The 14,904-nt window shown below is 66.4% G+C and carries 13 protein-coding genes and 1 pseudogene; 8 read left to right on the plus strand and 6 right to left on the minus strand.

The genetic code is table 11. The features are described from left to right. Positions 1-181: 181 nt before the first annotated feature. A complete protein-coding gene (locus AB0J29_RS22420) occupies positions 182-583 on the plus strand; it encodes a YccF domain-containing protein (RefSeq protein ID WP_364789345.1) in 402 nt (133 codons plus the stop codon). 49 nt (positions 584-632) lie between these two features. On the opposite strand, the gene AB0J29_RS22425 is transcribed toward AB0J29_RS22420, so the two are convergent. Further along, on the minus strand, positions 633-1,070 hold the full coding sequence (locus AB0J29_RS22425) for a MarR family transcriptional regulator (RefSeq protein WP_364789348.1): 438 nt from the start codon (positions 1,068-1,070) through the stop codon (positions 633-635). Positions 1,071-1,133: 63 nt separating this feature from the next. On the opposite strand from AB0J29_RS22425, the gene AB0J29_RS22430 reads away from it, so the two are divergent. Beyond that, positions 1,134-1,370 (plus strand): DUF2530 domain-containing protein, encoded by a 237-nt coding sequence (locus AB0J29_RS22430; RefSeq protein ID WP_364789351.1) that lies wholly within the window; start codon positions 1,134-1,136, stop codon positions 1,368-1,370. 9 nt (positions 1,371-1,379) lie between these two features. Here the strand turns inward: AB0J29_RS22430 and AB0J29_RS22435 are convergent, their stop codons facing one another. Further along, entirely contained in the window at positions 1,380-3,446 is a 2,067-nt protein-coding gene (locus tag AB0J29_RS22435) for a neutral/alkaline ceramidase (RefSeq protein ID WP_364789354.1), read from the minus strand. Between the two features lie 128 nt (positions 3,447-3,574). Here AB0J29_RS22435 and AB0J29_RS22440 point away from each other — a divergent pair, with 128 nt between their 5' ends. Next, positions 3,575-4,189, plus strand: coding sequence for a TetR/AcrR family transcriptional regulator (locus tag AB0J29_RS22440; RefSeq protein WP_364789357.1), 615 nt, complete (start codon positions 3,575-3,577; stop codon positions 4,187-4,189). 117 nt (positions 4,190-4,306) lie between these two features. Here the strand turns inward: AB0J29_RS22440 and AB0J29_RS22445 are convergent, their stop codons facing one another. Further along, positions 4,307-7,414, minus strand: coding sequence for an ATP-binding protein (locus AB0J29_RS22445; protein ID WP_364789360.1), 3,108 nt, complete (start codon positions 7,412-7,414; stop codon positions 4,307-4,309). Positions 7,415-8,433: 1,019 nt separating this feature from the next. Continuing rightward, positions 8,434-9,168 (minus strand): annotated as a pseudogene (locus tag AB0J29_RS22450) (DUF3027 domain-containing protein); the annotation flags it as partial. 17 nt (positions 9,169-9,185) lie between these two features. On the opposite strand from AB0J29_RS22450, the gene AB0J29_RS22455 reads away from it, so the two are divergent. The 3 genes from AB0J29_RS22455 (at position 9,186) to AB0J29_RS22465 (ending at position 12,430) form a co-directional block, all read left to right on the plus strand. Beyond that, complete coding sequence (locus AB0J29_RS22455; RefSeq protein WP_364789363.1) at positions 9,186-9,959, plus strand: glutaminyl-peptide cyclotransferase; 774 nt, start codon at positions 9,186-9,188, stop codon at positions 9,957-9,959. A 155-nt stretch (positions 9,960-10,114) separates the two neighbouring features. After that, positions 10,115-11,851 (plus strand): MFS transporter, encoded by a 1,737-nt coding sequence (locus AB0J29_RS22460; RefSeq protein ID WP_364789366.1) that lies wholly within the window; start codon positions 10,115-10,117, stop codon positions 11,849-11,851. Between the two features lie 69 nt (positions 11,852-11,920). Next, positions 11,921-12,430, plus strand: coding sequence for a DUF2771 domain-containing protein (locus AB0J29_RS22465; protein ID WP_364789369.1), 510 nt, complete (start codon positions 11,921-11,923; stop codon positions 12,428-12,430). Between the two features lie 162 nt (positions 12,431-12,592). Here AB0J29_RS22465 and AB0J29_RS22470 read toward each other — a convergent pair whose 3' ends face one another. Beyond that, positions 12,593-13,018 (minus strand): cold-shock protein, encoded by a 426-nt coding sequence (locus AB0J29_RS22470; RefSeq protein ID WP_364347367.1) that lies wholly within the window; start codon positions 13,016-13,018, stop codon positions 12,593-12,595. 201 nt (positions 13,019-13,219) lie between these two features. Between AB0J29_RS22470 and AB0J29_RS22475 the strand changes: the two genes are divergently transcribed. Together AB0J29_RS22475 and AB0J29_RS22480 are read left to right on the plus strand one after the other, a co-directional pair. Continuing rightward, positions 13,220-13,462 carry a hypothetical protein gene (locus AB0J29_RS22475; RefSeq protein ID WP_364789372.1) on the plus strand — a complete coding sequence of 81 codons (243 nt, stop codon included), beginning with the start codon at positions 13,220-13,222 and terminating at the stop codon, positions 13,460-13,462. A gap of 366 nt (positions 13,463-13,828) precedes the next feature. Then, positions 13,829-14,461 (plus strand): transglycosylase family protein, encoded by a 633-nt coding sequence (locus tag AB0J29_RS22480; RefSeq protein ID WP_364789375.1) that lies wholly within the window; start codon positions 13,829-13,831, stop codon positions 14,459-14,461. A 184-nt stretch (positions 14,462-14,645) separates the two neighbouring features. Here AB0J29_RS22480 and AB0J29_RS22485 read toward each other — a convergent pair whose 3' ends face one another. Next, positions 14,646-14,834: a hypothetical protein gene (locus AB0J29_RS22485; protein ID WP_364789378.1), complete on the minus strand. Its 189-nt coding sequence runs from the start codon at positions 14,832-14,834 to the stop codon at positions 14,646-14,648. Positions 14,835-14,904 lie beyond the last annotated feature (70 nt).

The following is a 14,904-nucleotide window of genomic DNA, read 5'->3' on the forward strand; positions in this document are numbered from 1 at the left end:
ATCGAAGTTGTCGCTTCATCCATCCACGCGCGAGGTCGTGGTCGGCATGGGCTGGATCCCGTGCGTTGGGGCTGGTTCCGCCGGTTCGGCTGGGCCGGTATCGCCGATCGGGGATTCCCCTGAGTCGACCTCGTACTCCGGACCGATGTCCGAATATGCCGCGCGCTGGCATGCTTGATTCATGAAGCCGATTCAGCTGGTCCTCAATGTCCTGTGGCTCGTATTCGTCGGGTTCTGGATGGCGCTGGGCTACATCGTGGCGGGCATCATCTGCTGCATTCTGATCATCACGATCCCCTGGGGTATCGCCTCGTTCCGGATCGCGACCTATGTGCTCTGGCCGTTCGGACGCACCACGGTCGAAAAACCTTCCGCGGGGGTCGGTTCGATGATCGGCAACATCATCTGGTTCATCGTCGCCGGTTGGTGGCTGGCGCTCGGCCACCTGCTAACCAGCATCCCGCTGTTCGTCTCGATCATCGGCATCCCCTTCGGCTGGGCGAACCTCAAGCTCATCCCGATCTCCCTGTTCCCCCTCGGCCGCGAAATCGTGGACAGCGACCAACCATTCGGCGCCCGATAAGCCCGCGGCGGCTACGCACCTCGCCAGCAATCCGGGCAGCTTGTTCGGGTTACTCCGAGTCGTCGACGATTTGCTTCATGATGGCGACGGCGCGGGTCAGCACGAGCAGTTGTTCGTCGGTGAGAGTTGAGAGCTGTTCGGTCATCCAGGCTTCGCGGGCGCTGGCTTCGTCGGCGATCAGTGCGCGGCCGGCATCCGAGAGCGAGACGATGATCTGGCGGCCATCGGTCGGATGTGGTTTGCGCTCGACCAATCCCAGATCGCTGAGCGAGGCAATCACGCGCGTCATCGAGGGTGGCTGCACGCGCTCCTTGGCAGCCAATGCGCCCGGCGTCATCGCCCCCTCACGATGCAGGCTGGCGAGCGCGGAGAGCTGCGTCAGCGAAATCTGCGCGTCAGCGCGCCGCCCCCGCAGATGACGCGTCAAGCGCACCGCGGCGAGCGACAGCTCACCGGCGAGAGCTCGAACATCGGATGGCGTTGTCACAGAGCAGAACGATACGGGACACGCCGGCCGGTGACCCGCTGTTCCCGCGGCTACGCTGTAACTGTGCCCCAGAATGTCCCGCAGATCCCGCCGCGCTTCACCGATCCACGGCCGGTCCTCGCGTTCGGCAGCATTCTCTGGCTGATCGCTACGATCGTCGTGTGGACCAGCGATCGCTGGGAGTCCGCCCGCCCGGTGTGCCTGATGGGGCTGGGCGTCGGCCTGCTCGGCTACATAATCTTCGCGATCCAGCGCCGCAGCGCCCGTCGCGGCGACAAAGGCGCGCAAACCGGACTGTGACCGCCCGTCTCAGCTCACTTCGAACTCGGTGGTGGTGCCGGTGAAGGGGTGCAGAGCGCCGTCCGGGCTCAGGCTGTCGGCGAAGTGTCGCATGCGGTGGGTGCCGGGGGTGGCATCGGTGGGGATATCCCAGGTGAAGCGGGCCACGGATTCGGCGAGCCCCCGCTTGCTCCAGTAGAAGCGGACGGCCCATTCGCCCTCGTTGGCGACGCGGACCCAGTCGCCGGACGCATTGCGGCGCTGCACTTCCAGGAAGGTCCCGTTGCGGCGGGGGTTGTGTTTGGGGTGGGCGGAGACGAATTCGGCGGCGGCCTGGGTACCGCGCGCGTATGCGGCGGCGGGCTGGGTCAGGACATCGCCGAAACCACGGCCTGACGGTGTGGCATCCGGACCGGGTGCGGGTTGGAAGTTCGGCTGCAGGTTGGATACATCGCGGGGTGCCGGTCCGCGCGGGACCTGCCGACGGGCGGCGAAAGCCGTTGCCAGACGGGTGAATTCCTGCTGGTAGGCGGGCAATGTGTAGCGGCCGAAGAGGGTCGAACCGCCCTCGTACTGCTGGGAGTCGTACTCCTCCGGGGTGGTGACGTATTCGTGGTACGCGTTCGCGTAGCCCTGCATCAGCACCTGCTCGAGCGCAACGCCGAGCGCGGCGGCAACGGCTCGACGGATGCGCAGTCCGGCAACGATGGTGAATTCGCCACCGCCGCAAGCCAAGTAGAGCTCACCGATCCGAACAATTTGGATCGGCACCACATTCGGCACCCACGGTACCGGCGGCAAGAGTCCGAGCGGCGCAATGATCGCCTTGGGCGCCTGCGCATCCGCGAGCCAGGACGGGGCGGGCTGGCGCGGATCGCCGAGCGCATCGATGAACGGGTTGCGCACCCCCTCCGGGGTCGGGATACCCGGCAGACCCGGCCCGTCCTCGACACTGCCCGCGATGAGCGAGACACCCGCGGCGGCGGGCGCAGTGTGGCGCGGTTGGCCGTCGGGGGTGAATGAACCGTCGACGGCGGTATCGGCCAGGTCGATATAACAGAGCATTGAATCGACCGGACCGCTGATGGACTGTGCGCCCGCCAATGCAATTTTCGACGCGAGGTATTGGCGCTCGCCGATGATGCGGGTGTTATCGAACTCGTTCTCGGTCGGACCCGAACCGGGTTGCAGATTGAGATTCGGGGACATATCCCCCGCGTTGGTCTGCGCGAACGCGGCGATGAAATCGGCCGGGCCGTCGAGATAGCGAACGCCGTGCTCGGTGTGTTCATAGGAGAACGAGGCGTAACCCTTGTTATCCGCGCTGATCAGTCGGTTCTGGTTGGTCATCGACGTGTTGTGCGTGGCAAACCAGGTGATTGCGCCGACTTGTTTGCCGTCCTTGGCGAATGCCAGCGCGGTGACCGCCGGGTCGATCGCATTCGGGAAGTGCTGTTTATCCACATCCGGATTGCGTTCGAAGGCAACTCGCGATCGATTGACGCTTGCGTCGTGCAGTTCGGCGCGCCCCAGCGAAAGTGTGCCCGGTCCGAGATCGGCGTGCGCGGCGACGATAGCCTCGACAATGCCGTTCACCTCGGCGTCGTAGACCTGCTGTTGAAATCCCAGAATCGACAGGTTGTACGCGTAATCGTTGCTGGAGCCGCCACAGGTCGCATGCGAATGCGTCGAGGTGAGCAGGACGTTCTGTTCGGTGTACAGATCACCGAAGCGGCGGGCGAGTTCGAGCACGACGCCGCGATGCACGGACTGGAAAATCATGCCGTTCTCCGCGACCGCGAACACGATTCGACGCGCACCGCTGTCGATGATGAATGCGCGAGCGCGCGGGCGCAGATGGATGCCCGCGGTCTGCTGCTCGAACTGCGAATAGCCCATCATTCCGCATTCGGCGGCCGGGCCGGTGATATCGGAGAGACCGAGTCCGATCCGGTAGCCACCGGATTCGGGAGCCGCGGCGGCCGGTGCGCCGAGCGCCGCGGTCACCCCTGGCGCCGTGGCCGCGGCGGCGGCTGTCGCGAACACGGCGGAGCCCACCGCGGTTCGGGCCAGCACCGTTCTGCGTGACACCGGCATACCTGTCTCCCTTCGATCCCGTGGTGAAGCGAACCACACAACTGGACGAACGTCCAGTCCGAGATTTTCGGCCCTGCGAATTGACTGCGACGGAGTTGCGGACTTAACTCGCTTGGGTGTCCTCCCGATTGAGCGTCGAAGAACGACGGGCCCACCTTATCGAGGCAGCCATCGGCCTTGCCGAGAAAAAGGGTGTCGCGGGCGTGACCACGCGCGATGTCGCTCAGGCAGCTGGCGTTTCGCTCGGTGTGGTGCATTACTGTTTCGAAAACAAGGACGCGCTGATGACCGAGCTGGTCAAGGCGTTGTCGATGGAATTACGCGATTCCGTCGACGCCAACGAAACAGTTTGGCAAGACGTCGGAAGTGGAAAAGAAGCGCTTCAAAAATTGGTGCGCGCCGGACTGGAACTGATGTGGCTCAACATTGAAGCTACACCTGAGCGACAACTACTCACCTACGAAACCACGACATATGCGCTGCGCGAAGGGGAATCGACTCCCGCGAAACTCGCGATCGCGCGCGAACAGTACGCATTCAACGACGCCACCGTCGCCGACATCCTCGACCATGCCCGCGATGCCACCGGTTGCCGGTGGTCCGTGCCGGTGCCGACGCTGAGCCGCTTCACCTTGAATGTGATCGACGGTGTCGTGTTGCGCTGGTTGGTCGACAACGACAGCGAAAGTGTGCGCGGGCAACTGGATCTGGTCAGCGAGATGGTTGCGAACTACGCGGAGTAGGTACCGCTTTCGTGCCGGAATGCGTACGGATGCTCGATGATTCGTACGTCTTGTCGGGATCCGCACTGTTCATGGGCACGGGTGGAGAGTGCGGATTTGCGGCTGGAGCCCAAGCAATCAGGCTGGGCGGTGTGGGGTTTGGATGTGGGTGGTTGTACCTTCGCGCCACCAGGGGACCGCGACGGTGGCTTCCAAGGCACCGCGTAGGTGGATCCGGAGATCGTCGTGGAGCACCAGGTCGCCCTGCTGGTCGGGCAGTGTGAACAGTTGGCGGACAACGATTCCCAGCGGTTCGGCCGACCAGGTGCTGCGGCGGCCCTCACTCGTCACCTCAGCGGTGATCACCTCGGAGACCATGGGGAGATCGAGCAAGTTCGCGAGGGCGGATGCCGTGGCGGTATCGCCTGCTACCAGGTGATCCGCGGGCACGGCGAGGCCGAACCACGGCTGGTCGAGCACCCACGCTTCGTTGGGGTCGACGACCGCCGAGGACAGCGCGCGCACCCGCTCGGGAAGTTCGAGTTCGGTCAGGTCGAGGTGATCCACGGCGGCGGCGAGGCGGGCGTGGGTTCGGGAAACCACCTCGGGTGTAGGGGTTTTCGATGGATCGGCGAGGGCGTCCAGTAGTGCGGCGGCCAGTTCCTGGGTGATGGCATTCGGGTTCGCCAGGATCGCGCGTAACGCTTCCAGGTCGGAAAGCTCGAATTCGGGAAGTAGACCGGCGAATTCGGGATCGGCAGGGTGGCGGAGCAGGCCTAGGGGGGTGCCGTCGATGCGCGCATGTCTGCGCAACCACCAAGCCGTGTAGCCGTCGGGATCGGTGAGCAGTTCGCGGGTACGCGGACTGGATGCCAACTGCCGCAAGGCCGCTGGCCAGGACGACTCGTCGACGAGGTCCAAGTCGCGTACGGCCGCCAGTTCCGGCCGATCCTCGGGCAGACCCGACCACCAGCGCTCCTCGTCATCCAGGTGGTGGTCGGGGCCGGTGGGATCGGTTTCGGTGACAATGCTGAAATCCCAGCCGACGCCGACCGCGCGCAACGCCTCGGCACCGTAGCGATCCAGCAGATCCGTTGCGACGGTGCCGAATGGCGAATCCGACACCAGCAATGCGCTCAGCGGTGCGTAGGGGAGCAGCAATTCGTCGGCGGGGAGCAATTCGCCGGTCGTGTCGGGCAATTCGAGCAGGCCGAGCCAGGACGGGAGTGCCGACGGATCGGCATGTGCGGCGAGCCGCAGCACGGCGTCGGTGGTATCGGGATCGCCCGGCTGATCCTCCAGTTCGGCGCGCAATCCGGGATCGCTCAATAGATCCTCGGCGGTGGCCGAACGTGCGCCGAGTCGCGCGAGAAGCGGATGAACCGCCTCGGGATGCACCAAGCGAGCCCAGTGCACCGGTATGGCGACATCGAGCTGATCATCCAAAACCACTGTGCGTGGACCGGTTACCAGTCGGCCATCGGCGAGCGGTACCGCGAGCGCACCGAGTTCCTCGGCCGCCAACGGATCGACAACGTATGGCTCCAACGCCGCATACAGCGACTGCCACCACTTCGGGGACCGCTCGAGCCCGCCCGAAAGTTCCGCCAGCCGGGCCAGTCCCAGTCTGTGCACATCCAGCACACTCAGGGCCTCGGTATGTGCGCGCCCGGACAACTCGGGCGCCACGAGCGGTCCGACGATGTCATCGAGCAAGTCGGCCAATTCCCGAGTCAGACCGGTGAATACGCTCGCTCGCGTCGGAACTGCCGTTGCGTCATGGATTGTCTGTGGTGTGGACGCACGCTCGTCGCCGGGAATGTCCATGGCGGTTCGGTCGTCGATGTGTTCGGTGTCGAGCCGACCACTGTGCTCGGCATCTGTTCCTGCTGTTATGGTCCCCGAAAATGCTTGGTCCGCAGCGGAATCGGCCGACCCCGAATGCGCCCTTTCATCTTTCGGACGAGCGGTGCCGACCGGCAGCCAGGAATGCGACTGTAGCTCGCGGATCAGCGCCTCGCGAAGGATGCCGTCGGCCTCGCTGCGGGCGAAGCCCGGGGTGGGGACCAAGACGAGACGGTCGCGCGGCGGAAGTGCGCGGGCGAAATCGGCATACCCCTCGGCACATTCGACAATGCGGGCACCGGGAAGGACACGCCGACGGTCCGGCTGCATGGGAATGTCAGCGATCAGCAACGCCGGCAACGACAACTCCTCGTCGGATCGCGTGGGCGCGCGCAGCACATCATGCACGGCAGGCACCGGCCTACCATCCCGCAGCGGCAACAACCAGCGCGCCCGCGCAGTTCGGTACTCCCACCAAACCCGCCGCTGCGCCCCAGGGCCATCGATACGCAGTTCTCTGAGCCCAAGCCCTGCGGATCGGCGTGCGCTCAGATCTGCACCGAATACGAGATCTTGGGTTTCCTGCGACCCGTTCAGGTCCATCTGCTCGCCGCTCGGGTTCGCGACGGTATCACCACTGCCGTCGAGCATGCCTTCGCCGGCGTCGAAATCCTCGCTGCCTGGCAGGTATTCGTTGTTCAGATCGGTGACTGTGCTCGTGATCTCGTCGTCGCCGATGTGGATGCTCTGTAGGGCGGGCAGTTCCAGAAGGAGGTCTGCGGCCTCGGCGCGCATGGCGGCAAGGAGGGATTGGGGGTCGATGCCGGGGCGCAGGCGCAGGACGATCTCGGTGTCCGCGTCGGGTGGCGGGGTGGCCTCGGTCGGCCAGGCCAGGCGCAGGACGGGTGGCGTGAAGGTCTCGGCCGGGCCGGGGATGGTGATCGCGTTGTCGCGCAGGGCTTTCCCGGTGAGATCGTGGGAGAACCGCAGGGAGCCGGTGGTCGATCGCACTTCGATCTCGTCGCTGACCGTGCGTACGGCGGTGAAGCCGACACCGAAGCGACCGACGCTCGTGGCCGGATCCGCCTTGCCGGAGGCCCGCAGCGCGGTCAGCGCGTGTACGCCCGAAAGATCCAGCGGTGCACCGGTATTCGAGATGTGCACGGCGCGGTCGACAAGACGCACCACCACTCGCCCCGCCACACCGGCCTTGGCCGCCGCATCCGCGGCGTTCTGCGCCAACTCGGTCAGCAGCCGATCCCGATACCCCGCCCGCACCAGATCCGCCTCGGTCGCCGCATCCTCCCGCAACCGAGTAGGCGAATCACCCCAAGCCGCAAGAACCCCCGCTCGTAGCCGCGCCGTCCCGAACGGATCCCTGGCTCCGCCCTCCGCGCTCATTCCTGCAGCGATGATCCGAACTCCGGCCGAGCCGCAGCCCCGGGCCCACTGCCACCCGCAGCGTCCGTAGCCCCGCCGTCAGCGTCGTCCCGCCCGCCGTCATCATCCGCAGCCGCACTGTCCGCATCGGCCGGCTCTGCAACCGATTCCGGCTGAGTCACGGCCACTCCGGCGCTCGACTCGGTGGCAGCCGTGTCGCCTACCATGCCGATCGTCACAGTCTCGGGAACCAGCTGACCGCTCCCAGCTATTGCGCCGGACGCGACATCGGCACTCGACTCAGACTGCGAGGCTTCAGCGCTCGGCTCGGCCGAAGTGAGGACGCTCGCCGCGTCCGCGGTCGCCCCAGCCTCAGGTCCTGCCGCGCCAGCCGAACCCGCTGCGGCCGGACCGTTCGACTCGGCCTCGCCAGCCGCGCCGGGTACCACGCCGCCGATCGACTTGTCGGTCACATCCGACGCATCAGGAGCAGGCTCGACCACCGGCCCCGACTCGGCCACCACGTCAGCAGCGGGACCGAATGTGGCTGCGGCGCTGGATATGTCGGCCACATCCTGGGCAACAACATCGGGCTCACCGGAAGTGCTCGACTCTGCCGAAGCATCAACCGACCCCGCCGAACTGCGCGACTCGACCACAACATCGCCCGACACACCAACGCCCGGCTCGACCGAGGTCGGCTCATCGACATCACCCGTCGAACCACCAACAGCCTCAACACTGGGCTCACCGTCCCCGCCAGCTACGGAGACATCGTGCGCAACCGCCGTATCCGACTCGGCCACAACATCATCCGACAGGAGCGCGGCCGATTCCGCCGGGCTGGTCGAATCGGTCACAGCATCGCCCGACGCTGTGTCGCTCGGCTCGGCCACGGCTTCAGATGCGGCTCGATCATTCGGTTCGGCCACGGTCGCGGCCTTGTTGGTGTCCCAAGCGGTGGACGTCGACTCGTCCTCGGTACCGGTGACCGCATCCGGTGCGGCTTCGGTCACGGGCTTGCGCAATGCCTGCGCCGGGATCACATCGAACGCGGCGTCGTCGTATGCCTCGTACAGCGGCGATCCCCCGCCGGTCGGGACTTCCACATCGGAGTGCGCACCACAACCGTATTCGGCGTGGACTACGTGGCCGTCGGCGCCCATGGCGTTTCCGCAGACGCCGAAGGCGGAGCGGAGGGCGCCGGCGAGGGGGAGGAAGAAGCCGCAGCGGCCACAGGTGGAGGGAGCGGCCTTGGCCATATCGGTGTCGGGGCCGAATTCGGAGTACCAGCGTTCGGCGGCTTCTTCGCGGCCCTCGCGGCTGAGCACCTTGGTACGGCCGAGGCCGATTTCCAGCGCGACCTCGTCGACGGCCGGATCGCCGCTCGCGACATAGCCGGGCACCAGGCGCGGATCGTTCGCGGGCGGGGCAAGCAGGTCCCCGGGCGCCAGATCGCCGGGGCGGATGCGCTGCTCCCACGGGACGAAATCGGGTGCGACCAGCGCGTCCGGACCGGGCAGCAGCGCCGATTCGCTCACCGTCGCGTACTGCGCGCCGGGCGGGGCGGCCACCACGACCGCCCACTGCCAGCCGCGGTAACCGGGCAGGCTGGCCTCGAATCGGTGGGTTGCCGCGGCCTCGTCCTCCGCGGTGACACCGAGATGTGCGCCGACGCCGGTCGGCTCCAGCTCCAGGAGCGCACGACGGGCCACGTCGACGGCATCGGCAAGGATCGGCCGCACGCCGGACTGCGAAACAGATACTGCGCTCACGGCCTACATTTTGCCGTATGAAGCGCAATCGGCGTTCGTTGGCCATCGTTGTCCTGGTCAGCCTGCTCGGAACCACTGGATGCGGCAGCTCCGGAGACGATCCGCCGCGACTGCGCATCGAAGTGGTCGGCACCCGTCCGCACGATCCGCGGGCGTTTACCGAGGGTCTCGAAGTCGACGGCACCGTGCTCTACGAATCCACCGGCATGCCGGGCGCGTCGGGCGTGCGCGTCACCGACCTGACCACCGGCGACGAATTGACCCGATCCGAACTGCCCGCGCCCTACTTCGGCGAAGGCGTCACCAAAGCCGGTACCACCCTGTGGCAGCTCACCTGGCGGGACAGGGTGGCGATCGCCCGCGATCCGGTGACACTGGCCGAACGCACCAGGGCTTCCTACGACGGCGAGGGCTGGGGCCTGTGCACCCGCGCGAACACAGTGGTGATGAGCAATGGCACCGATACCCTCACCTTTCGCGATCCGGTCACCTTCGCCCCGACCGGCACCGTCACCCTCACCACCCGAAATCGCGCCAAGCTCAACGAACTCGATTGTGCCGCCGACGGTTCCGTCTACGCCAATGCCTATCCGACCGACGAGATCCTGCACATCGACCCCGAAACCGGCCGTGTCCTCGCGGTCATCGACGCGAGCGGACTGCTACCCGCGACCGTGCGCGCGGGCACCGATGTGCTCAACGGCATCGCCCAACTGCCCGGCACAGACCACTTCCTGATCACCGGCAAATACTGGCCGACCATCTTCGAGGTCCGATTCGTGCCGGAGTAAGTGAGCGCAGCGAGCGAACCATCAACACAGCCGAGCACTCGCCATGCCCGGTCCGAGCGCCAGCGAGGTGGAGGCACGAGCCACCAGGTCACCTTTCCGGACGGGTTGGACCGGCAAGTGAACCCAAGTCGCCGATGTACGACAGAATTGGGGTTGTGACTACTCCCCGCGATCCCTCCGGTTCCGACCGTGGTCCGTGGGATGGCGAGGAGTCCCCACCGGTCCAGCGTCACCCTGGTTACAACCGCTACCCGCCACCCCACACCGCACCCCATCGGTCCTCGCTTCCGCCCCTGCCGCCCGAACCGCCGCAACGCCGCGAACCACCGCCGACCAAACCACTGCCCGGCGGTTCCGCGAAACCGGCAGACCCGCCCGAGCCCGAAATCCGAGCCGAGCCGCCGCGCATACCCCGCAAGCTGACCGTCACCCGGGTCGCCGCCATGCGCGGCCGTGAACTCACATCCCGCGGCGTCGCCACCTTCCAGCGTGCCGCCAAGGCCGACGGTGCCGATAAATCCGGCCTCACCGCGCTGACCTACGCCACCATGGCGAATTTCGCGCTGGACGCCGCGATCGCGGTGGCCCTGGCCAACACCCTGTTCTTCGCAAGCGCGACCGCGGAGAGCAAAACCAAAGTCGCGCTGTACCTACTGATCACCATCGCCCCGTTCGCGGTGATCGCCCCGCTCATCGGACCGATGCTGGACCGCCTGCAGCGCGGCCGCCGCCTCGCACTTGCCACCTCGTTCGGCCTGCGCGCGGTGGTCGCGGTGGTGCTGATCATCGCCTTCGACAGCTGGGCGCTGTACCCGCTCGCCCTGTGCATGATGATCGGCAGTAAATCGTTCTCGGTGCTCAAGAGCGCGGTGACGCCGCGCGTGCTGCCACCCGACATCGATTTGGTGCGCACCAACTCTCGGCTCACCGTCTTCGGTCTGGTCGGCGGCACCATCGGCGCGGGCGCGGTCGCCGCACTCGCCGCCGCGATCGCCGGCTCCAATGGCGCACTGGTACTGGCCATCGCGATCGCGATCGCGGGCACCTACCTGAGCCTGCGTATCCCACGCTGGGTCGAGGTGACCGAGGGCGAGGTCCCGGCGACCCTCAGCTATCACGCGAAAACCGAAGTGCTCAGTCCGGCAACCGAAGCCACGGTGCCACCGCGCAAGCGCAGGCAGCCGCTCGGCCGCGCGGTCGTGACCGGGCTGTGGGGCAATAGCGCCATTCGTGTCTTGACCGGCTTCCTGACGTTCTATGTTGCCTTCGTCGCCAAGGCCACCGAACACGGCGGCTGGCAGCAGGCCGCCATGCTCGGCGTGGTCGGTGTGGCCGCGGCGGTCGGCAATTTCGTCGGCAATGCGACCGGCGCCCGGATCAAACTCGGCAAGCCATCACTGATCGTGCTGGGCTGCACCGCCGCCTGCTGCGCGGTAGCCCTGCTCGCGGTCTTCCTCAACAATCTGCTCGGCGCCGCATTGGCGACCCTGGTCGCGGCGGGCGCGAGCGCACTGGCGAAGGTCTCGCTGGATGCTTCCATCCAGGACGATCTGCCGCCGGAATCGATCGCGTCCGGCTTCGGCCGGTCCGAAACCGTACTGCAGCTCAGCTGGGTCCTCGGCGGCGCTGCGGGCGTGCTGATGCCGACCACCTATTGGCAGGGCTTCGCGTTCATCTCCGCGATCCTGCTGTTCGGGCTGCTGCAGACCTTCATAAGCGACCGCGGCCACTCCCTGCTGCCCGGCCTGGGCGGCCATCGCCCGGAACATGCGGAGCAGGAAGTCGCACCACCCAGACACGCCGACGCCGACCGAGCCCCGCAACGCGGCCGGGAACGCGATAGCGACACTAAGCACATGCAACGAGGCACAGGAGATCCGATCTGTGAGTGAGCGCAGCGAACGAACCAGAGGCAGAGCAACTCTGTTCGCGACGAAGCCGAGCACCAGCGAGGCGCAGTCGTGAACAAGCCGAGTACTCGCACTGTCGTCGCGCTATGCGTGGCTGCCCTACTGGTGTTCACCGTCGCGTTCGTCGGCGTGTTGACGGTGCTCGTCCGCCGGGCGAACCACCCCGACCCGACCGTCACCGCGTACGCCCACGGCAAGACCGTCACGGTGTCCCCATTCCTGTACTGCACAGTGAAGATGGAGAACTGCAAGTACGGCGAGACCGCCACCCTCGACGTCCCCGCCGGATATCCGTTGCAGCTGTCCCTGCCGAAGAGGATCGCCGACGCGCCCTGGCTGGCGCAGCTGGTCTACGTCACGCCCACCGGCGAGAAGGTGGACCGGGTGGTGAGCCGCAACAACTTTCCCGAGGGCGCCCTCGCTATCACCATCGATTCGAAGCCGGAGCCCGAGTTGCGGCTCGTCGGTGTCGAATTGCAGCTGCCGATCCTCGCGCGCGACGAGACCGGCCGGGAGTTCTACGTTCCGCACGCGGCTTGGTCGATCAGTACCTTGTCGTAGCGACTGCTTGCAGGTCGCTCGAAAGGGTCAGTAGCGACAGCTTGCAGGTCGCTCGAAACGGTCGGCAGCGACTGCTTGCAGATCGCTCGAGGGTCAGCCTGAAAATGATTCGCGCGCTGCTCGGTAGGCCGGGCAGCGCGCGAAATGCGTTATCCGCGAACGTCAGTGATCGAGTTCGCGCGCGACCGCCCGCACCACTTCCGAAATGCGCTGCGCGGTCTTGCGATCCGGGTACTTGCCCTTGCGCAGATCCGGCTGCACCTTGGCCTCCAGCAGGGTGATCATGTCCTCGACCATCCCGTGCAGTTCATCCGGTGTGTGCTTGCGCGCGACCGGTTCCTTGTGCGCCCCACGATCGCGGTCCTGGCCCTGACGGACCGAGGGCGGCGATTCGAGCACCTTCAGACTCAGCGCCTGCGGCCCACGACGACCGGCGGCCATGCCGAATTCGACGCGCTGACCAGGCTTTAGCCCATCGACGCCAGCGGGCAGCGCGGACGAACGGACATAGACGTCCTCACCCTCGTCCTGGGAAAGGAAGCCGAAGCCCTTTTCGACGTCGTACCACTTCACCCTGCCGGTCGGCACTGCACTCACCCGTTCGTCATCGAAACTCGGGCCCCAGCGGCCCGAGCACATCCGTCTGCCCAGGTGCCCGTCCGGCATACCGCCTCGGACAGCTCCTGTCAGTTTGCGAAAAGAACGCGCCCCACAGCTGTGCAGGACGCGATTGGCACCGAGTCTACCCCGGTGCGAATAACGCAAGCACATCAGTTTTACGGTCGAGCAGTGACGAACCCATCCGCGCCACCGCCCCCGAGCCGCTCACCGCGCCGCGCGGGCGACCGGTTGCTGTACGTGGCACTCGGTCTGTTCGCGATCGGCTTGCTCGCGATCGTCGCCATATTTCTGACGCCGGTCCTCAGTGATTCCGCCCCGGGTCTGTGGCTGTATCTGCTGGCGATGCTGGCACCGCTCGGCTTCTTCTGCGCGGTCGTCTTCGCACTGTGGTCCGGCCGACGATCGCGGTAAACCGTTTACCCTCGCTAATCGTTACCGAATCCAGGATGTGATCCTCGTCACATTACGGCGCGATAACGAAGCGGCGGCGGCCGGCGACCGGTTCGTCCGCACCAGCTCTCAACTGCGCGGAAGCGTCTCCGACGCAACCGATATCGGTCCGAGACCCAGGCAGACCCGCCGGTTACCAAATAGTGATTTTTCTCGGCAATCGTCGTACGGTCTTACCCAGCCGGGACAACCGGCAACCACCGGCCCGCCGCATCGAACCTCGCCCCGCGGGTACCGGAACCCCAAGGAAGCAGGGGTGAGGGCGGGACGGACGACCTCTCCGTCCGGACCACTTGCAGATGCGTACGAGAGGCAGACGAACCCGCAATGAGTGGACGCCATCGCAAGCCAACCTCCACCGGGCGCACCGTAGCCAAGGTCGCCGTCACCGGCGCGATCATCGGCCTCCCGGGTGTGGCACTCGCCGGAAACGCCAGCGCGGCACCCGACTCCGACTGGGATCAACTCGCACAGTGCGAGGCCGGCGGCAACTGGGGCATCAACACCGGCAACGGTTTCCAGGGCGGACTGCAGTTCTCGCCCAGCACCTGGAACTCCCATGGTGGCGGCGAATACGCCTCGACCGCCAACCAGGCCTCCCGCGAACAGCAGATCGCGGTCGCCGAGAAGGTCCTCGCCAGCCAGGGCTGGGGCGCTTGGCCCTCATGCTCGGCTTCGCTCGGCCTGAGCAGCGCGTCAACCCCGCGCTCCGCTCCCTCCTCCCCTGAGACCCCGCGCTGGAACCCGGTGCCCGCCGCTCCGCAGCAGCAGCAGCAGGCCGCCGCCGACCCGAGCCAGCAGGTCTTCGACGCGATCGACCGCGCCGTCGCCGTCGTACAGGGCCAGGGCGTGCAGATCCCGCAGGAAGCCCTCGATTTCTTCAATGCCACCAAAGGCACTCAGCTCGACCCGGGGATCGTGAACTTCTACGAGGCGAACAAGGGCCTGCTGCCCTCCTGATTCGCCACGAAGCAGCGTTCGATTTGCGGCTCTCGCGGGTCCCTCCGTGGTTACGCTCCGCTACCGCCTCCGGGCCCGTCGCTCACGCCGCAGACCATACGAAGAAGGTCCCCGCATCCGAGATGATGCGGGGACCTTCTTCGTATCCGCGGGTTTTCCGTACGGGCGCCGAGCGGTGTGCCGCTCAGCGGTTGATCACCGTATTCGGGTGCATGTACGGCAGCTGATCGGCCGGAACCGGAAATTCGGTGTCCTCACCGAACGGCGAGAGCCCACCGGAACGCGTCGACGAAAGTTCGGTGACCGCGTGGCCACCGTCCTCCACCGAGGGCCAGCCATTGTCGACATAGGGTTTTTTCGATTTGTTCACCACGACCACATTGTGGCATGCGAGCGACCCGCCAGCACTGCGCCCTCCGCTGCTGCCCGCGCCCGGCGACGGA

Origin of the sequence: Nocardia sp. NPDC049707 (assembly GCF_040674855.1) — a bacterium.
Lineage (GTDB): Bacteria > Actinomycetota > Actinomycetes > Mycobacteriales > Mycobacteriaceae > Nocardia.